This window comes from Flavisericum labens, from assembly GCF_045446075.1.
GTDB lineage: Bacteria > Bacteroidota > Bacteroidia > Flavobacteriales > Flavobacteriaceae > Flavisericum > Flavisericum labens.
In genome coordinates, this window is sequence record NZ_JBJJBQ010000006.1 from 83,129 (window position 1) to 103,381 (window position 20,253).

Here is a 20,253-nt window from a genome sequence, read left to right on the forward strand (position 1 = left end):
CCTTTAAAAACTTAATTAAGCTTTTGGTGGCTGGAAAAGTGATTCCAAATATCTGGAAGTGAAGTTTACTTTATGTAAATTATATTGTTTTTTCTCTTCAAACTTTTGTGGATTGTTTAAAGCAAAATTATTGTTCGCAATAATTAACACTAAAGGATGACAACATTGATTATGAGAATGGACTGGTGTATTCTCCTTATCTGGGTTATGATGATGCTCTCCATTTTTAGAATCGCCGTCAATGAAGTCTTCAACTACATAATCAAGGAAAGAGTCTCCATAAACTTTATGGTCTTGATAATGGGTAATTACATTTGAAATTTCTTTAATTGGACCACAAAAGTCCATATCTATACTTATCCCTTGAAAAAAGAACAAAATAGACATCGATAAGGAAACGAATATTTTCATATAATTTATGCAAATATACAAATTATTGAATGCAATGGTTGTGCAAATTAATTACAAAAACCATAGAGCATCTTTAGCATCGTCTGGAACACCATTATTAAATCGTGGTGCTATTTGTGCTACCATTTCTGGATATTTTATAGTGATTGGTACATTTTGTTGTCGAAGCGATTTCCAATATAATCTGCTAAACTGATATACTTGCGTTAATAATTCTAACACTACATCTGCATCTTCAAAAGCATCTTCATCTGGACTGCTTACCTTAATTTTTATTGGAAATGGATAACCATCTGTATCTGAATAAAAACGGTCACTTGGATAGCGTGCATTGTTGAACAATAGGAATTGATTTTCGCTAATACGTATGTATGTGCCACTTACAGGCATTAACTTTTCACCCCAATTGAGGTCGTAAGCAATAATATCTTCTGCTTCTGTTTTATTGATATTTAAAATGTAGAGCGGAATTTTTAACCCTAATGTATGCATCCCTCTAATAATTGGTTTTAGTTCCTCGTAACTCATTTCCTTATAGAAGTGAATGACTACTTTATCTGCTTCTGCAACCGATGTAAAATCTCTAATGGCTTTACATATACTTCCTGCCAATAGGTCTGTTTCGCTTTGGTCGAAATACTCGAACTTTCTAAACAAGCCATTGTTTTGAAAACTAAAGGCACTTGCTATATACCGTCTGTTTTCACCTTGATTGGTAAATGCACCAACACCTATTACTAATTCTTTTTTATCGGTTACTGCAAGTTTCCAAGGTGCGCCACCTAATTTGGCGTGAATAGCCAACGCCATATTTTGTAATGAAAATTGGAAGTTGTATTGATTCTCGATATTAACCACCATTTTTTCATAATCAACAACCTGTGTAACAATACCTTCATTTAAAAACAATTCTTTGATTTGAATATAGATGTCTCGGTCTTCGGGATTTGGTGTGAACTTATCGAAAGGACTTAAATAGAATGCCGCATAACGCACATTATCGTGGTCAAACGAAAGGTTTTCCAACTGCTCTGTTATTTCTGGTATTGGGTTGTTTTCGTTGGCAAACTCAATAAAATGTTCTTTAGACGTTGAAGCCTTGATATTTACATAAGCTTCAATCCCTTTAAAATACTTTTTATCCGCAGTAACACCAGTTTTGAGGTTATTGTAAAAGGTTTTAATTGCTTCTTTATGTGACGTATGGTACACAAAGAAAAACTTAATGTTTTGGTTGTTGGGTCTTTTGTAAGGGTTGAGGTTATTCATTGCCAATTTAGGCACTAAATGGGTTTTCTTGTTACCGTATTGGTCTTTACCAAATTCTAATAATCCTACTTGTGGGTCAATGTGATTGATACGATTGAGTGGCACATCAATAAACGCATCATTCTTAAACGGAAATATGGCTTTAAAGTCTTCTGTAAATAGATAGTTGGTTGCAAAATTATTAATAAGTGCTACATACTTTTGGTATTTGTTGGCTGGTCTTACTGGTTCTTCAATAGGTATATCTAATGCTCGTGCTAATGGTAAACTAAAAATTGGGAATGCTTGGTCAAACTGAATAGCATTGTAAAATTCTTGTTTTTCCTCTGTGTCGAGGTCCATTTGGTAATTGAACGTTTTTTGACCATATACACAACGCCTTATTAACTCTGAATCCTCTATATCCTTAACCGACGTTGTAAGGACTTTTGAAGTACCATCGTATGATACAATTAACTCTGGTAAGTCTGTGAGTTTTGCAAACTGTATTTTAAATGAAAATTTATAGTAGAGGTTATAGTCTGCTGTATTCCCTTTTTTTGAAGGCATCCACACTTGTACATCACCAACGAAGTTTTTTACTACTATATAGTCTTTAGATTTAAAATAGCTTCTTAATTGATGTTTAAGGAATTGCTTGTAAATTCTTAATTCTCTACCATCTACTAAATTTAGCTTAATGCTTGGTGCATCTGGTATTTCTGTTGTAAATGTTGTAAATATTTGGTCTGTGTTAGATAAGTCTGTATCTGGAAACACCTCTTTAATCTGCCTTGAAAATTTGGATTTATGGATAGGATGACTACCTTCCATATCCTCTAAAGTTAAATAAATGTTAGGCGCACTATTAGGCCATTTAAAGTTAAGTATGTTGGTTTTGAGGTGTTCTTGCATTGGTATTCGTATTTAAATTACTGCCATAAAGGTTCTTTTTGCCAATTAAGTTTCATTCCCAATGCATTAGGGTCTACATTAGGATATTTTATAAATAAATCATTTAAACGGGTTGTAAATTGGTTGTTAGGCTGTATGGTATTTAATAGATATTTCATTAAACACATATGTACATACAGCTTACTAAACTCGTGCTGTTTTGGTACATTATCTATATCTGTAATCCAAGGATTAGGTGGTTTTGGCAACAGCTTTACCGTACCAGGAAGATTACGATTCCATAGACGTGAGTGATGCGCACAAAAGTTGCGTATCTGTGCAATAGATTGCAACCAACTTGGTAAATAGGTATGGTTAACTGCACCAAATTCTTGGGCAATACTATCTTTAGAATTAACCTTATGTGTTAAATTACCATATAGTTTTGATAAGTTACCGAAACTTACTTGTTCTAAACTCTTCCAAGATGGTGGAAACCTTAAATCGTCTTTATGTTTTTTAAAATGGTTTTTAATAGTTATATCCTTGCTTCTTGCTCTGGTGATTTCTTCTTCAATTTTTGCAAGTGTTCGTGTAAACTGTAATCTATCAATAAAAATCTCTGAATTGCAGAACCACCAAGGGTCAATTTCGTGTGAAAGATTATAAATGAGTTTGGTTCGTAAACTAATTTCTATTTTTTCAATGACATCAAATAACAATAGGCGTAATTCTGCATCAAAATTATATAATGCTATTACGTCTTTAAATCTGCTATTAGGTTTAAAGGTGTGATTTTCTTTATCTTCTTGCATTACATACCAATACTCCCCAAGACGATAGTAACTTATATTAGCCAAGTATTTTTCTGCCAATGGTACATTAGAGATTTGCAAACCTCTTTTTTGTAATTGAGCAATCTGTTGTTGTATGGTAATTGGCTTTTTGCTAAACATTGAAGGTTGTATTATTGTTTAACAAAAGGAAGGTATATAAAGCAAAAGACACACCCTGGGACGCTGTTCTAATGGGTAGCGTGGTGTGTACTGTTACTGCAAAAGTACAAACTTTATACCATATTTTACTACTTTTTACCATATTTTTTGTTTTTACTATCTGTTTATGAGATTGCTTCGTTGCTCTCGCAATGACACTTTTATTTATTTCTATGTGTTTTCTACTATTTCTCGTTCTTCTTGTGTTAAGCCATATAAATCGTACACCATAGTATCTATTGTTTTTTCTGTTTGGGTGATTTGGGTTTGTAATTCTTGGGCTTTTTTCTTGTTGTCCTCGAAGAGTTCCAACCACTCAAACTCGTCTTTTTTGGTAAGCGGTGTGCCACCTGCTTTTTTAATGGCTTTGTTGAGTTCTTTTATAAAGTCTGCAAAGTCTAATTCGTGCCAGCTTTGTAGTTTACGGGTCAGTATAATATTTAAAGTTTGCTCAACATATTTATTGAACTTTAATAAAGTTTCTGATTCATTTAAAGTCAATTTAATAACTTCATTTACTAAAGAAATCATATCAACATTTTCTGTCTCAATTAACTTTTTTGAGATTGGAAACTTTTTACAATTAGCTATTAAAATTTTTTGAAATAACTCTTTCTCCAAATCCAAATAAGAATATTTATGATAGAAGTTCAAAAGCTTTGAATTTATTAAAGCCAATAATACTTTTACATTAATTGTCTTTGGATTTGGTATAATGGAAAATCCTATTTGAGTAAAGTATAATGGCTCTTCTGTATAGCCAGCGTAAATTCTTGGCGGATTACCAGAAACTATTTGACGTACAATAATTCTTGGTTTTGTAAAAAACCTTTCTTCTCGTGGTGCACCAAGCCAATCACCATAGTGTATATATTCATCAATATTAGATGTAACTAAATATCTTATAATATTAGCACCGGATATTAAAGGCTTATAATTTTCATTCAACTTGGTTTCAGAATGAAAACCTCTACTCTTTATAAGTTCTTGGGAATGCCCCTTATATTTATCATAAGGCGTTATTCCTAATGTAAAGTCAGCAATATCACCTAATTGCTCCGTATCATTTTCGACTTTATTTAAAATGTTTTGTTGTTCTTGTGATACAAAAATGTTGTAATTACAATTTTCTGTATTTTTCCAAGACAATCTATTCACATCATTAGATAAGTTATTATCAACAAAAGAGATTGATTCTTTTTTAGGATAAACAATTGTTTTTATAAACTGTTCATTATTGTTTTTTCTCAATTCAAATATTATGGTTTCAACAATTGCATCTTTAAATACACCATCAGGAAGTTTGACAATAGTTGTCATATGGTCAATCAATAGCTTTCTTATTTTAGTATAAGAAGAATTCACCAAGATTGAGTTAGGGTTTATATAAGAAAGAAACCCACCATCTTTAATTAATTCGAATCCTTTTTCAATGAAAATCGAGTATAAATTTATTCTATTTTCAGCAGTCTTGTAGTCCTTAAATAATTGTTTAACTATAACATTATCTAATGCTTTAATATCTACATAAGGCGGATTCCCAATAATTACATCGAAGCCATTTTTTGAATTATGAGATTGCCGCGCTTCGCTCGCAATGACAGTAGGATTGAAAATCTGTGGAAATTCTTGATGCCAATTAAAGGCTTTATCTCCTGCTACGGTTTTGCTATCTATTAAAGAGTTACCACATTTAATATTGTTGCTTAAATCGTTTAGTTTTCGGCGTGGTTGTGCGGTGCGTAACCATAGTGAAAGTTTGGCAATTTCAACAGATTCTTCATTAAGGTCTACGCCATAAATATTGTTTTCTAAAATGGTGTTTTCTATATCGCTTAATATAAGGCCACCACCTAATACTTTTGCTTTTAGCTCATCGATGTAACGGTGTTCTTTAATCAAAAAATCTAACGCTTGGTTTAAAAATGCTCCAGAGCCACAAGCAGGGTCGCATATAGTGATTTGTAGTAACCACGCTCTGTAATTATCTAAAACCTCTAATAATTGCTTTTTGGTGTTTTGGTGTGTCCCTTTTTTTATCTCGAAATAGGCTTCTTCCTTAAAACCTAATTGGTCTTTTTTCTCTTGGCAAAGTTTACCAATGGTATTTTCTACAATGTATTTGGTAATGTATTTTGGTGTGTAGAACACGCCATCTTTTTTACGCTTACTCTTTTGTTTATCGAACTCGCCACCTTCAATTTCAGCATTAACGCTTTCAATTTCATTAAGTGAGTTTTCAAAAATGTGACCTAAAATATTGACATCTACTTGACTGCTAAAATCGTATTTAGCGAGTTTGTAGGTGTGTTTGTACAGCAAATCATCATCAATCTCCAAACTATCTATAATGGCATCCGGTTTAAACAATCCGCCATTGTAGGCATAGATTTCTGCTCTTGAGGTTGTGCCTTTTCTACCTTCATCTAAAAAATGAAAGTATTGTTTAAAGAGATTATATAATGGGCGTTCGTCACCAAAATCGATGTCGGCTTTCCACTTATCTAATATCTGTATGGTTGAATTTGGTGGTAATAGGTCTCTATCTTCGGCAAAGAAAATGAACAGAAAACGGTCTATGAGTTTCTGTGATTTTTTGAATAGGGATAATTTTACGTTTTTTTCGAGTGCTTTTAGTTCGTCAGCTTCTTGAGACATCTCGACTGCGCTCGATGTGACAGCTTCGGATTTAATGCGTTTGGCATTTCGTTTTACGAGGTCTCTAAAGAGTTCGCGTTTAAATACGGAATAGTCGTTGTAAAACTGTTTGGTAATCTTGTCTTCCTCTACTAAAGACGCTTCTTTAATGGTTAACGGTAGATTGTTAAGAATGTTATCCTTTTGTAAGCATAGGTACATTAAAGCAAATTCTTCGGGTGCTAATTGAAAAAGATTGAACTCCAAAAACTCGGTAGCATCATTGATGTAAAACCGCAACTTCTCAAAGTTGGATGTAATAACATACACACAACCTTTTTGGTTGGCTTTATAGTCGAATGCCTGTTTGCGGATACTTTCTAAATCTTTGGTATTGGTTCCCTTTAGCTCAATAACGCCAATTGCTTTGGTTTCCTTTAAAATAGCTCCATCTGCTTTACCTGCGCCTTTTTGATTTTTAAACTCGGTAGTGATATTAAAATTAGGCTTTGGATTTAGCGTATAACCCAAGACATTGACAAACAGCTCGTCCAGAAACTTTGCCTGGTATTGCTCTTCTTTAGAGTTTTTAATATTCTCTTGAATGGTAGCATTATGAAAATACTTGGTATATTTTTTATAGGCACGCTCTACTACTGAATTATCTTGTTGCGCCAGATATGTTTTTAATACTGATGTTTGAAATAATGCCATTTAAAGCTACTTTTTTTGGTTGGTTAAGTTCTTAATTTCTTCTTCTACTTTTTTGAGGATTTCCGTACTGTTGGATACATCTTTAAGCATATTGACAATTTTATCAGCCATCCAAAACTTTAGTAAATCACTTTCACTTTTGTTTAATGCCTTTGCTAAATCTTCTACTTGTTCCTTTCTGGCCATACGTGTACCACGTTCAATCTTACTTAATAAGGCGGTATCGATATTCATTTGAGAGGCAACCTCACGCAGTAATAGTTGCTTTTCTTCCCTTAACTTCCTTATATAATTACCAAATGTCATTTTAGAGATATTTTGACTTGTCAATATTTGTCTAATTTAAGAAAAGGAAACAAAAGGAAAGTAAAAAGATATAAACAGTTATTAACAGGTAATGAGGAAGTTGAGGATTTGAGGAAATCCATTTAATCATATCCTTAAATCCTCGAAATCCTTAACTATATCTTTGCAGGATTTGAATAGTTGTTGTGGGCTTCTCTGTGTATTAATCCTGCATCAACAAATTTAGTCATATAGCCTTCTGCGGTTTTGTGTGGGATGCTCTGATTTGTAGCTAAATCTAAATACTCCTGTCTGTTAAATTGCTTTGGTAAACTCTCTAAAAAGCGTTCTTTTCTATTTAAACGTTTTGTTGCTTTTTGCTCAATAGGTAAATCATTAAAGACTTTACTACTGTGCTTCACTAAAATTGAAATTATGGTTAGTGCGTTTTCAAAATCTATATCCTCACATTCTTTAGTTGTGTTTACATCGCCATCTTCCATAATGCGAAAGGCTGTAAATAGCATCATTATCCTAAACGCAATTAAACCTAAACGTCTTATTGTTGCAATGTACTCTTCGGGTTGTAGGTTGATGTATTTGGTCTGTAAGGATTCAAAAAACGTATTGAATTGCTGTTGTTGGGTTGTAGTTAACCGTATTTCAATCTCTGGATTGTTTTTTAGCGTTTTGTACAGTTCTAAAAACTCGCTACCCAATTGGTTGTAGTAATCGTCTAAACCTACTTTATTGCTATTTTGAAACACGTTTTTCCAAGTTGGTTTTATATTCATATAGTAGAACATAAAGCGACTAAACAAACCATTTTCTGCATTAGGTATTAAGGTTGCCACTTGTTTTGGTGTCCCTGATAATACTGTTGATAAACACGGTTTCTCAATATCTACATATTCTCTATCGGTTCTACGATAATAACTTATGGTTTCGTGATGAAAGGCTTTACGAAATCCATCGGAATAATTACCATAATCGCTTTTAAAGGCTTGTGCTAATGTATCTCCTTCGGTTTCAAAAATTAATCCTCTACCATCATTATCAGAAATTAATTGATATACGCCTGTTACACTATTGTTGGCAGGAATAAACAGCATTCTTTCTGGTGGTTTACTTGGTTTTTCCAAGTTTTCATCTTTACCCTTGTTCATATTATAAGTAGCTGTTTCTGCTTGAAATTGCTGTTTTAATACTTTGGCTTGTTCTCGTTTTAACTTGTGTACAGGTTCTACCAAATTTTTAATTTGGTTAAGTCTTCCTTTACCTGCAGATGCAGGTGCTGTAACAAATAGATATAAATTACAAAACACTTTACGTTGGTCATAGATTCCGAAGAGTTTAGGAAAACAAGCACTAAACGCTGTTAATGCACCTAATAACAAAATGTCCTTTTCTTCCTGTCCATTAGCAGGGTTTACAACTTGTTGTAAAAACTGTGGCAAATTTTCATATACCGTTTCTGGTATCGTTGGCATTGCTTGCTCTTGTGTATCAATAACCGTTACAACATTTGTTGCAACTTCGTTGTTGTACTGTTGTTTAGGCGGTTTGACGCCTGAATTATGTGCATAATGGTAAAAGGTAGCAATTGTAATTCCGTGTCCTTTTGCGTTTAAACATTTATCAAATTGTGCATCACATTCTTTGGTATCGTAACCTGCATAATTTTTACTTATTCGGTGGAAATAATCCCTTCCTGTTTCTCCATATTCTTCTGCTAAAGCAAAGCCTAAATCTCTCCAAGTGGCATAACTTCCTGTTATGTCTGTACCTGATTGCTCGATTGCTGAAATGTAGGCTTCAATATCGTTATCAGCAACAGCAATAACGTGAGTTATTGTCTTGTTTCTTTTTGGTTTTGTTGGCTCTTTAGGAACTTCTAACCAATCTTTTGGGTTAAATATTTTAGTCATAATGCTTGATGTCTTTTATGTAGAAAGGCTGTTGGGTCGTATGGTAAAAAACACGCTCTGGAAACGTCTTTACCTGACTGGTCAACCTCAATGTTATAATTGTGTTTAATGTAATTTGCAACTGCTGTGAAATACTCTGAATGTGATACTTCTGAAATATCTATTCTAATAATCCATTTTAAACCATCACCAGATGGTGAAATAAAGAGCATTTCGGTTTCAAAATATTCATCATTTAAGAGTTGCGTTCTTAACTCTTTTAGATTCTCTAAATGGTCAAAATCAATGGTTAATAAATTAGAATGCTTTAGCAAATTGTTATCGCTTCGTTTTTCAAATGTTCCTGAAAGTGTTACGTAATCAAAGCGATTCGCTTTGAATTTACGTGCTTCTTTTACATTGGTAATTGCTCTTAATTCTTCAGTAATGCTTTTGTATTTATCACTTGTGATTAATGCAAATACTTGATGCAGTTGCAAGGTTTCCGAAGGAAATACATTGCGAACAGGTGCTTTGAAAAAGCTACAGTTGGCATACCAGGTATCGTCTGGTTCATTAAGCCATTCCAATTCGTCTTTTTCCTTGACTTCTAAATTTAGATGTAACTCTTTATTTATCTTCTGGAATAATTCTTCTTCATCGGTTATTCTAAAATGGTATTGTGCAAAATCGAATACATCACCTTTAAAGGCTTCTAATTCTGTATCTCTATGTGTTGCTATAATACCATCAATATGAATCCGTAAGGTTACTTTACCACCATTAAAAGGGTTTCGAGTTATCCCACAGTCCCTTCCTTTTACAGAAAGGACTGTTTGATTAGGATAATACTGTCTCAACACATAGGCATAGATTTTTAAACCATAATGTGTTTTGTCTAAAATTGCTTCTCTACTTATTTCCATCTCGTTTGAAATTATGGTTGTAGTAGTTGTCTTGAAGCAATTGCTCTATATCAGCAACTCTATAGTAAAATTTACCTTTTACTTTGCTGTAAGGCAAAGTGCCATTGGTTCTTAAAGTTTGCAACGTACGCTTACTAATATGTAAAGTCTGCAATACATCTTGATTGTCTATCCACGTATCCTTTAATACTTCTGCTCTCGATTGTCGCAACAATTCGATACGTGCTTTTAAGTCCTTGATATCTTGCGAGAGTGCCAAGATTAAATCGATTATTTCAGTCATAACTTCACCGCTCCTTTCTTAATTAGGTAATCGGCAGCTTGCTGTTCGATTTCATCTTGTGAATCAACACGGTTACTTAATAACCATTCTTCTAATTCGACTCTGTTAAAATAAATTTTCTTTCCATTCGGTTTATAATGTGGAATGGTTCCTGTACTTGTAAGTTTGTATAAATGGGATTGTGATAATTCCAAAAACTTACACGCTTCGTTGAAGCTCAATACGTTTTTTACAATAATGTTTCTGTCTAAAACGTGCTGTTCAATAATTTTGAGACGTTCTAATATTTCGTCCATAACTAATAAAATTTTAGTTTATAGTAAATGGACATCTGGCCAAATGTCATTCTTGGTTTTCAAGAACAGGACAAAGGTTCAAAATTGGCTTCTCGATTTTAGTAAGAGTGTAAAACAAGGGTAAGACAACAGTAAGGTTTCTTACTATTCTTACTGTTTTTTATTGCAGTTGTTGGATAATTTTATCTATTTCTTCCTTTTCTTTTGGGTTATGAACTTTGTTTTTGTGAAGATTATTAGCCTTTAATAGCGTACCTGTTTTGGTAACAAATTTTCCAGAACGTTCTATTGCCGTAGGATTGAAATAAATAAAAAATGGTTTAAGTTTTGTTACAAGGTAACTAAACTGTGTCGTCTCGCATTGAAGATAAATTTGCGATTCTGTATTTGTGAAATCTTTTGCTAATAAGAGTTCGTGCAACTGTTCTACAGTTGTACGGTTATCTAACAAATCTATTTTTAGATTTACCAGTTTGAGCACAGTTAGCAAAGTTGAAGTGTCATTACTTTTATATCCGAAAGAAGTCTTTGGTTTTGCTTTCGTTTTTGATGTTTTTTTGGTAGCAACTTTTTTAGTGGTGCTCTTTTCTATCACATTAACATCAAAAGTTTCATCATTAAAGTATTTTTCTGCAATTTCTGAAATAGAAAATGTTGTGTTTTCTGAAAACTGACCGTATTGCTCTTGTAGTTCAGCATACAATCTTATAGCAGACACTTTTAAGTAGTTTATGATATAATTATCATCATTATTTAAATCTGCTGTTATTCCTCTCTTATTGATATAAGTTGCAATGTCATTTAAGTACTTATCAAATTTATTAAGTAGAATAGTATAGCTATATTTATTTTCCGGTGTAGTTGCATTTACGGGAAATTCTTTTGAAAATGATGCTACTGTATTTTCTGTTTCAATAAAGATTAGCTTTTGGTAGTATTCTTTTTTCGCATTTAAAGGCTTTTTAAAGTTTACTTTAAAAACTGCATTATTGGCTTTTGGATTCAATTTAAAATCAGACAGTAGGTATTTAAAATCCTTTTTTTGTCTATTATCTCTATGTAAGCCATTGGTTATAGAAACCAAACTTGAAAATACACTTCCTTTCATTATAAATCCAGTTGAATACGGTTAGCAGCTTCTTTCTTTTTATCGTCAATTACTTTAGCATATATCTGTGTAGTGCGTAATTCTTTATGACCTAATAATTTTGATACTGTATATATGTCTGTACCCAATGTTAATTGTAAGGTAGCGTAGGTATGGCGCGCGCAATGGAAGGTTATATTTTTAGTAATACCTGCTTTCATCATCCATTGTTGTAGCTTTAAGTTAGACCAGGCACTATAATGTAAGCCATCAAACACTTTATCATCTGGATTACCTTTTTCTCCTAATAGATTTCTTGCTTGGTCTGATATTGGTAAGGTTTCAACACCTTTAGTTTTCTTTTGTCTAAACCTGATATAATATCCCATTTCTTTAGAGTGCTGGATTTCTGACCATATTAGTTTTTCAATATCTGACCAACGTAATCCGGTTAAAGCTGAAAAAATAAAAGCATTCTTTAAAATAGGCAGTTCACATTCTGTATTAACTGCCTTTTGTAATTCATCAAGCGTTAAAAATTCTCGTTGAGGTTCGCCTTGTTTAAAGTATTCAACACCATTTGCAGGATTTACTTTTAATATACCATCCTTTACAGCCTGTTTTAATGCTGCTGAAAATTTCCCGAAATATGAATATTTTGAATTTTGAGACAATTGCTTACCTGCTCTACCTATTGCATCTTTATCTAAATACTCTTTGAAACGCTCAACAAATGATTTGTCTATATCTTGAAAACTAACATCAGTTGGACAAAACTTTTTTAAATGTTTTAGCATACTATTCCAATTACCATAGTTGCCAGAGCTTGTATTTTTCTTTTCTGCTAAAGCTGTGATGTAAGTAATAAAACTGCCTTTTAGCTTTTCAATATCTTGAAAACCATAAATACCATTTTGAATTTCTATTTGTCGCTGTGCACATATAGTTTCAGCCAATTGTTTGGTTTTCTTATTAACTTCTCTTTCAGTTTTGGTTTTAGGATTAGGTGTAAGGTATAAGCGTAAGTATTCTGTTTTACGTTTGCCTTTATGATAGTAATCTAAATACAGACTTATTTTGTAGTTCTTCTTGCGTTGTCTTAATGTTACTTTCATAATGGAATTAATTAAAGAGGTTTTCTATTTGCCATCTTGCCACAATACGCTTTCTACCAAAAGGAACTGCTTTTAAACGTCCTTGTTGAATCATTCTTTGAATGGTCCATCTACTCACGCCAATAAGTTGTGAGGCTTCTGTTACGCTTAAAAAATCTTTGTTATTTACAGCATTAGGATTGTGAACTTCAACAACTTGTTTTTGCTGTTGCATATCTTTAGTAAGAGTAGCTTGGATTTTTTCTTGACGTTTGCGTGCCTTATAGGCTCTTTTTGCACAAGTATCGCCACAGTATTTAGTAACTGTTGTACGTGCTGTGAAGGCATTACCGCAATGCTTACAAGTTTTAGGAATGAATAAATTACTGCTCATAAATGGTGCTTTATGTAGCGTAATGGTGCAACGTGGTGCGTTATGGTGCATCATTTCGCCTTTATTTTCGCCAACAGATTTGGGCAACAAATCCGTATTTAAGGCAACAGATATACAACAAATTTAATCAAAAAAGAGCAAAAAAGCAACAAATAAAAGAAGATAAAATAATATAAAGTAAACAATAACAAGGGATTAACAAATAAAAGAAAGTAAGTTACTTCCCAATACAGAAGTTTGCAAAAATATTTCCTAATAGGTCATCGTTTGTAATCTCTCCTGTAATTTCACCGAAATGGTAAAGCGCTTGTCTGATATCAATAGCCAATAAGTCACCAGATAAATCATTTTCCAAACCATGTTTAACTTTTTCAATTTCTTCCAGAGCTTTTAAAAGGGCATCGTAATGGCGCGTATTGGTAATTATGGTTTCGTTATTCCGTAATGCTCCTGTGTTAATTAAGTCAAGAAGTTTATTGGTTAAACCCTCTACCCCTACGCCAGTTTTTGCAGATAATAATTGGATATTTTCAATTTCAGTTTTTATATTCAATGTTTCACTTTCACTTAACTTATCTATCTTATTGGCTAGTATAATCAAAGGCTTTTGGGGGTACTTATTCTTAATTTTTTCTATTTCAACCTTAATGTTGTCTGCTTTCTCTTTATCGTTTGAAATCACATCAGATTCAAATAAATAAATAACAACTTGAGCTTGATCTATTTTTTCAAAGGTTTTTTTTATGCCTATGCTTTCAACAATATCTTTGGTTTCTCGTATCCCTGCCGTATCAATAAAGCGAAAGCCAATACCTCCTATCGAAATTTCATCTTCAATAGTATCTCTTGTTGTTCCAGCAATTTCAGAAACTATAGCACGTTCTTCATTCAAAAGGGCATTTAACAACGTGGACTTACCAACATTAGGCTCCCCCACAATGGCGACCGGAATACCATTTTTTATAACATTACCAACAGCAAAAGAATCAATCAATCGTTTTAAAACAAAACTGATGCGCTCAATTAATTCCTTAAACTGCGTTCTGTCAGCAAATTCAACATCTTCTTCGGCAAAGTCCAATTCCAATTCAATCAGGGATGCAAAATTCATTAACTCTTCCCTAAGTTTTGCTATTTCAGAAGAAAAACCACCACGCATTTGCTGCATGGCCAATTGGTGAGAAGCTTCATTATCACTTGCAATTAAATCGGCTACCGCTTCGGCCTGGCTTAAATCTAATTTACCATTAAGAAAAGCACGAAGTGTAAATTCACCAGCAGACGCCATTCGGCAGCCATTTCGCAGAAACAACTGTATAATTTCTTGCTGAATGTAGTTTGAACCGTGGCATGACACTTCTACAACATCTTCACCTGTGTAAGAGTTGGGATTTTTAAAAATGGACAACAAAACTTCATCTACCGTTTTGTTGCCATCAACAATATGCCCTAAATGGATGGTATGCGTTTTTTGCTTACTAAGGAGTTTACTCTTTTTTACAGATTTAAAACATTTTTCTGCTATGGCAATAGCCTCATTTCCTGAAAGACGAATTATGGCTATAGCTCCTGCACCAGAAGGAGTGGCTAATGCTACTATGGTATCATTGTTAATCATAACTGCAAAAATACTAAAATAGAAACGCTATACTTAAAAAAGGTAGATTGAGGATGCATATTTTTAACAGCTTGATTTCAAATAGATTTTTTAACTAATCTTTAACTAGAAACACTATGCATACACAGTACATTTGCACGCTCAAAACATACCCAATTATAAACAAAGCATTACTCTATAAAATAAAAACACCTAATATTAAAAGCTTAATAACTTTTTAACCCTAACACGTCTTGCGTACCATTGAAATAAGATGAAAATAATTGAGTCTAATTTTGCTAATCAAATTTTAAAAACTGTAAAGAACAATTTGGGAAACATTTTTTTCTTTGAACATATTGCTGTAGTTGAACTCGACGAAGGGGTGCATTTTGACATGAATAATTCAGCTTTAATTATTGATGAGTTACTAAGATACTTTGGAAGTTCAAAACCATATGGAGTAATAGCCAACAGAATAAATTCGTACTCTATAAATTTAATGGATACACCTATTTTTAGAAGGCAAGCCAAGAATTTAAGAGCCTATGGTGTTATAGGGCATGACCTTGCAGGAAAAATGAATGCAGAGGTTGAAAACAGCTTTTGTATTTCGGAAAAAGTAGATTACGACACTGTACCCGAGGCCATAATCAAGGTTTCGGAAAAAATAAAAAACACCCCTTTTTCCTTAAACTAAACGAATACCGTCTGGTTTAATTTCAATTTTACGTTGCTTGTATAAATTCCCAATAGCCTTTTTAAAGTTCTTTTTACTCATTTGAACTATTTCCTTTATTTCTTCTGGTGAAGATTTATCAGTTATTGGCAAATACCCACTATTATCTTGAAGTTCCTGTAAAACTCTTTCGGCATTCGGTTCTATGTTTCTATAGCCAATTTGCTCAATTGAAATATCCAGTTTATTACCCGGGCGTATTTTTTTAACAATTCCCTTTAACTTATCGCCCACACTTAAATCCCTGAAAATATTATTCTTGAAAATTAAACCGGAATGTTTTTTATTCACTATAACATTCATTCCAATATCTGATGGGTGCGACACAATTAAATCTACTTCATCAAATTCTTTTACGGTTAGGTCTTTATTGTCTAAAAAATGGTTGGTTTTACTAGATGCGGCCAATCTACTTGTTTTTTCATCTAAATAGCAATGCACTAAATACCACCCGCCGGGTTTCATTTTAAACGCCTGCTCTTTAAAAGGACAAAACAATTCCTTAACCAATCCCCAATCTAAAAACGCGCCATAATCAGTAATTTGATTGCACCTTAACAAAGCAAAGTCACCTTTCATAATATAAGGCATATCGGTTGTGGCAACAGGCCGTTCCTCATTATCCAGATAAACAAAAACGTCTAGCTTATCCCAAATTTTAAAATTTTCTGGAACATAACGATTCGGAAGCAGTACTTCTTCATCATCCTGATCAATCAAATACACTCCGTGGTCAGTTTCACGAAGTATTTCCATGGTATTAATTTCACCTAACTTTATCATTTTGCAAAGGTAACGATAGCGGTTTTCATAATCATATAAACTAACAAAAAAAGCGTTGCAAAAAATGCACCGCCTAAACTTTTATATAGATTCGGTTTTTTTAATAAACCGATTCCTTTTCAAAATGTTTGGTCAATAAGTAATATACAACGGCTCTGTATTTTTTACGGTTAGATTGACCGTACTGATCCATAACAGCCTGGATGCCATTATCTAAATCTGGACCATCGCTCAATCCTAATTTTTTAATTAAAAAGTTATTTTTTACTCTTGCCAACTCACTTTCGTCCGACCCAGAAACTGTTGCAGAATCAGCATTGTAAATTGATGGACCACATCCAATGGTTACTTTGGTTAATAAATCCATGTCTGCCTTAACACCACATTTTTCTTTTAAATCGTCAGCGTATTTTACAATAAGTTCGTCTCTTTTACTCATGATAATTTTATTTAAATATTAGTAAACTATTAATTATTCTCCACTTAAAGGTAACTATGTAATTGGACACAAAAAAATTTAAAAGTCACATATTTATTTGATGAAGTCGAAGTAATTTAAAAGCACTTCGTCGTTTACATTTTTTGGGGTGAAGATTTCCAATAATTTGGGACAATCCTCTTTTAGATAAAATGATTTTAAAACTAAACCCAAAGATTCTTCCTCTGATACAGACTCATATTTAAAACCATACATATCACACAAATGTTTGGCATTATGCTTGTGATGGGTTTCAAAATACCTTTCGAAGTTATCACTGTTTTTGTGCCCTGGCAGTATTCTAAAAATACCTCCCCCTTGGTTGTTCACCACAACAATCCTAAAATTTTTCGGAATATGATTGTTCCAAAGCGCATTACTATCGTACAGAAAACTTAAGTCGCCAGTTATAAAGACAGTTGGTTTAGCACTAGACACGGCACAACCTATAGCTGTAGAAGTACTACCATCGATACCGCTTGTACCACGATTACAAAACACTTCCAAGGTTTTATCCAGTTTAAACAACTGTGTATAACGAATGGCAGAACTATTTCCTACCTGTAAAATAGAATGGCTAGGAATAGATTTTAACAAACTGCTGAACACCTTAAAATCTGAAAACGGAATTTGTTCTAAATATTCTTTGTGCCTCTTTAATCTGCGTTGTTTTACACTTGCCCACTTTGTCTTATATGTACTTTTTACATAATGGGTAACTTTGGGCAAGAAAGCTTCAAAAAACTGGTTTGGTGTTGACTCGATATGATTCTCCAAACAAAAGAAGGTATCGTAGGCGGTTTTAGTGTCAATGTGCCAATGGTGTCTGGGCTGAAACTTGCGTAATAATTGCTTTATTTTTTTTGAAACTATCAAGCCTCCAAATGTCATCAAAATATCAGGCTGTAGTTCTTTTTTCTCTTCGGTTGTAAGTGGTGCAATTAGTTGGTCGATACTTGGAAAAAAACTGGGATGATGTAAATTTGAGGTTGTTTCGGTAAGCACTATAACGCTATCATCTTCAGCCAATTCGTCCAGCCATTTTTTTTCAATTTGATTTGGTTGATTTACACCAACCAAAACCATCTTTTTTGTCGCCGAATTCCAATCCTCTAAACACGATTTTAAAAGATAATCTTCAATATCGTTTTGCTTAGCTTGTTCATCAATTAACTTTGGGTTAACTGTTGGCTTATCAACCGTTTCATATAAAGGTTCATCAAATGGAACATTAATATGTACCGGACCCCTTTTTAATTTTGAAAAATTAATAGCCGCATTAATCTCTTCTTCATTAAAGGTTTGAATATCCTTTTGAATGCCTAAAAAACGCTCAAACCTATCTTCTAGATTTTTAAAAATGGGCAATTCTTCATGGCTCGGTACGTTTTTTTCGTCCTTTAAATCGAGTTTTAAATTAGCCGAGTATAAAATATGGTTTTCAAATACATTTTTCTGATTGATGGTTTGCCCATCGCCTATACCTATTAAATGCTTTGGCCTATCAGCTGAAAGTACCACCAACGGAATATTACTATAAAAGGCTTCAGCCACAGCTGGGTAATAATTCAACAAAGCACTACCAGACGTACAAACTACGGCTGTAGGCTCTTGTGATTTTTGGGCAATGCCTATGGCAAAAAATGCCGCACAACGTTCATCAACAATGCTATAACTCTTAAAGTAATCGTCATTTGTAAAACCTATGGTTAACGGCGCATTTCGGCTACCTGGAGAAATTACAATATGCCTCACGCCTTTAGCCTTGCACAATTGAACAATGGTTTGGGCAAGGGGAATTTTTGGATACGTCATTTAGTTCTATTCAATAGCCAAAAATAAGAAATTAGAAGGCTAATAAAAACGCTTATAAAATGTTTTTAATTACCAATGATTTTAGCTGTGTTTCTCGCCACTCACTATCTGGGTTAGAGTTTTCAGTTATACCCCCACCAACGTAAATTATTGCTTTTTCATCTTTGATTTGCATACATCTTAAATTGACATAAAGCTGTGTGCTTTTCTTTTTCATAGCATACGCCCTATTTTCAATATTTCGCTTACCCGAACGTGGTTCAACTTTTTTGTCCATATTCAATTCTCCTAAAAAGCCTGTGTAAAACTCTCTGTTGTAATTTTCGTTTTTTAATATGAATTGCTTGGCCACTGTCTTTGGTAATCCACATACGGCAGGTGTTGGGTGTAATGATTCAATAATATTTTTCAACGAGGTATTGGATTTTAATCGTGCCGAGACCATAGTTTTTAAATGCAATAAATTACCAGCTTTTACGGTTTCAACATCCGAAACTTGCAAACGCTCCACCGAAGGCTGCAGGTTCTTAACAATGAAATCAGTGACATACTGCTGTTCTTGTTTTTCCTTTTCCTGCCAATTTACATTTAGTGTTCCATTATAATCTTGTGTACCCGCTAGTGCCATAATGGAAAACTGGCTATCCTCAATTTTTATTAAAGTTTCAGGTGTCGCACCTAACCACAACCCTACTTTAGGATGATACCAACAATACACAAATGCCGAAGGATAGGTACTTAAAAGTCTTTTGAAAATATTTAAAGGATTACTTTCAGAAAGTTCGATTGTTTCAGTCCTTGAAAGCACCACCTTTTTAAATTGATTGTGCTTAATCGCATCAACCCCCTTCTTTACAAGTTTTATATGATTTTGTTTTTCAGTTTTATTCGGAGTATTTATACTTTGAAATGTTTCAGTTTCAACGTAACTTCCATAGGTCTCAGAAATCATTTCCGATTTTTCAAAAGGAATCAATACCGATTTTTCAAAATCATCAAAAGGAGAAAACACGAAACCTTTTTCAGTAAAATCATCAGAATAAAACAATACTGCATCAGACTGCAGAAAAGCTTTAAGCCCCTTTCTGTTTGGCTTTCTATAAACTACAAATGGTAATTGTTTGCTAAAGTGTGCAGAGATGTGGTCAAAAAAATATTCCGAAGTCATTATTACTTTTTAGGCAGGGAAATCGTTGATAATTTACAAATGGAAATTAAATTGTCGCTATCATCTGTAATCCTAATATCCAACAATTGTGTGGTTCTGCCTTTATGCAAAAATGTCGCCTTAGCATAAACGAATCCTTCTTTTACACTTTTTAAATGATTGGCCGAAATTTCTATACCACGAACAAAAAACTTGTCGGTATCAACAAAAATTTGCGAAGCAAAACTCCCCACGCTTTCAGCCAATGCCACTGTAGCACCACCGTGCAAAACACCATCGGGTTGATAAACCTTAGAATTTACAGGCATGCGCGCAACCAAGTAATCCTTGCCAAAATCTATCATTTCTATGTTTAGAGTTTCCATTAAGGTGTTCTTGCACACTTTATTGGCTTGTTCTAAGACAACTTCTTTAGATAATTTCATTAAAATAATTGTGTTTTTTAGCAAGCGTAAATGTACAAAACACAACTAAAATAGTTGATAAAGTGTTGTTAAAAGCC

Annotated in this window: 19 protein-coding genes; 1 reads left to right on the forward strand and 18 read right to left on the reverse strand. The window is 33.4% G+C overall.

The window, feature by feature from the left end; translation table 11 throughout:
* Nucleotides 1-15: 15 nt before the first annotated feature.
* From ACIEHO_RS11205 to mnmE, 13 genes are all read right to left on the reverse strand, one after another.
* Nucleotides 16-411 (reverse strand): hypothetical protein, encoded by a 396-nt coding sequence (locus ACIEHO_RS11205; RefSeq protein ID WP_406971701.1) that lies wholly within the window; start codon nucleotides 409-411, stop codon nucleotides 16-18.
* A gap of 51 nt (nucleotides 412-462) precedes the next feature.
* Nucleotides 463-2,574 carry a Piwi domain-containing protein gene (locus ACIEHO_RS11210; RefSeq protein WP_406971703.1) on the reverse strand — a complete coding sequence of 704 codons (2,112 nt, stop codon included), beginning with the start codon at nucleotides 2,572-2,574 and terminating at the stop codon, nucleotides 463-465.
* A gap of 17 nt (nucleotides 2,575-2,591) precedes the next feature.
* Complete coding sequence (locus ACIEHO_RS11215; protein ID WP_406971705.1) at nucleotides 2,592-3,509, reverse strand: Abi family protein; 918 nt, start codon at nucleotides 3,507-3,509, stop codon at nucleotides 2,592-2,594.
* 210 nt (nucleotides 3,510-3,719) lie between these two features.
* Entirely contained in the window at nucleotides 3,720-6,899 is a 3,180-nt protein-coding gene (locus ACIEHO_RS11220; protein ID WP_406971707.1) for an Eco57I restriction-modification methylase domain-containing protein, read from the reverse strand.
* Between the two features lie 6 nt (nucleotides 6,900-6,905).
* On the reverse strand, nucleotides 6,906-7,205 hold the full coding sequence (locus ACIEHO_RS11225; protein WP_331810357.1) for a helix-turn-helix domain-containing protein: 300 nt from the start codon (nucleotides 7,203-7,205) through the stop codon (nucleotides 6,906-6,908).
* 155 nt (nucleotides 7,206-7,360) lie between these two features.
* The gene (locus tag ACIEHO_RS11230; RefSeq protein ID WP_406971709.1) at nucleotides 7,361-9,112 is read right to left on the reverse strand and encodes a DUF3987 domain-containing protein; all 1,752 of its coding nucleotides are present in this window, start codon (nucleotides 9,110-9,112) and stop codon (nucleotides 7,361-7,363) included.
* Nucleotides 9,109-10,017, reverse strand: a complete 909-nt coding sequence (locus ACIEHO_RS11235) for a BT4734/BF3469 family protein (protein ID WP_406971711.1) — start codon at nucleotides 10,015-10,017, stop codon at nucleotides 9,109-9,111. Before ACIEHO_RS11235 ends, ACIEHO_RS11230 begins: the two co-directional genes overlap by 4 nt.
* Nucleotides 10,004-10,300, reverse strand: coding sequence for a helix-turn-helix domain-containing protein (locus ACIEHO_RS11240; protein WP_155087804.1), 297 nt, complete (start codon nucleotides 10,298-10,300; stop codon nucleotides 10,004-10,006). The genes ACIEHO_RS11235 and ACIEHO_RS11240 overlap by 14 nt, the downstream gene beginning before the upstream one ends.
* Complete coding sequence (locus ACIEHO_RS11245; protein WP_036122936.1) at nucleotides 10,297-10,596, reverse strand: helix-turn-helix domain-containing protein; 300 nt, start codon at nucleotides 10,594-10,596, stop codon at nucleotides 10,297-10,299. Before ACIEHO_RS11245 ends, ACIEHO_RS11240 begins: the two co-directional genes overlap by 4 nt.
* A 160-nt stretch (nucleotides 10,597-10,756) precedes the next feature.
* Nucleotides 10,757-11,704, reverse strand: a complete 948-nt coding sequence (locus tag ACIEHO_RS11250) for a DUF6617 family protein (protein ID WP_105473072.1) — start codon at nucleotides 11,702-11,704, stop codon at nucleotides 10,757-10,759.
* Nucleotides 11,704-12,798, reverse strand: a complete 1,095-nt coding sequence (locus ACIEHO_RS11255; RefSeq protein WP_106688403.1) for a site-specific integrase — start codon at nucleotides 12,796-12,798, stop codon at nucleotides 11,704-11,706. The genes ACIEHO_RS11250 and ACIEHO_RS11255 overlap by 1 nt, the downstream gene beginning before the upstream one ends.
* Before the next feature lie 7 nt (nucleotides 12,799-12,805).
* Nucleotides 12,806-13,258, reverse strand: a complete 453-nt coding sequence (locus ACIEHO_RS11260) for a helix-turn-helix domain-containing protein (protein ID WP_235898267.1) — start codon at nucleotides 13,256-13,258, stop codon at nucleotides 12,806-12,808.
* Between the two features lie 130 nt (nucleotides 13,259-13,388).
* A complete protein-coding gene (gene mnmE, locus ACIEHO_RS11265; protein WP_406971715.1) occupies nucleotides 13,389-14,789 on the reverse strand; it encodes a tRNA uridine-5-carboxymethylaminomethyl(34) synthesis GTPase MnmE in 1,401 nt (466 codons plus the stop codon).
* Nucleotides 14,790-15,042: 253 nt separating this feature from the next.
* On the opposite strand from mnmE, the gene ACIEHO_RS11270 reads away from it, so the two are divergent.
* Nucleotides 15,043-15,468, forward strand: a complete 426-nt coding sequence (locus ACIEHO_RS11270) for a hypothetical protein (RefSeq protein ID WP_406971717.1) — start codon at nucleotides 15,043-15,045, stop codon at nucleotides 15,466-15,468.
* Here the strand turns inward: ACIEHO_RS11270 and ACIEHO_RS11275 are convergent.
* The 5 genes from ACIEHO_RS11275 to ACIEHO_RS11295 form a co-directional block, all read right to left on the reverse strand.
* Nucleotides 15,460-16,290: a CvfB family protein gene (locus tag ACIEHO_RS11275; protein WP_406971719.1), complete on the reverse strand. Its 831-nt coding sequence runs from the start codon at nucleotides 16,288-16,290 to the stop codon at nucleotides 15,460-15,462. The genes ACIEHO_RS11270 and ACIEHO_RS11275 overlap by 9 nt on opposite strands.
* Before the next feature lie 100 nt (nucleotides 16,291-16,390).
* Nucleotides 16,391-16,729 (reverse strand): DUF2853 family protein, encoded by a 339-nt coding sequence (locus tag ACIEHO_RS11280; protein ID WP_406971721.1) that lies wholly within the window; start codon nucleotides 16,727-16,729, stop codon nucleotides 16,391-16,393.
* A gap of 93 nt (nucleotides 16,730-16,822) precedes the next feature.
* Nucleotides 16,823-18,583, reverse strand: coding sequence for a 2-succinyl-5-enolpyruvyl-6-hydroxy-3-cyclohexene-1-carboxylate synthase (menD, locus tag ACIEHO_RS11285; RefSeq protein ID WP_406971723.1), 1,761 nt, complete (start codon nucleotides 18,581-18,583; stop codon nucleotides 16,823-16,825).
* 52 nt (nucleotides 18,584-18,635) lie between these two features.
* Nucleotides 18,636-19,751, reverse strand: a complete 1,116-nt coding sequence (locus tag ACIEHO_RS11290) for a chorismate-binding protein (protein WP_406971725.1) — start codon at nucleotides 19,749-19,751, stop codon at nucleotides 18,636-18,638.
* Between the two features lie 2 nt (nucleotides 19,752-19,753).
* On the reverse strand, nucleotides 19,754-20,176 hold the full coding sequence (locus tag ACIEHO_RS11295; RefSeq protein WP_406971727.1) for a PaaI family thioesterase: 423 nt from the start codon (nucleotides 20,174-20,176) through the stop codon (nucleotides 19,754-19,756).
* Between the last annotated feature and the right edge of the window lie 77 nt (nucleotides 20,177-20,253).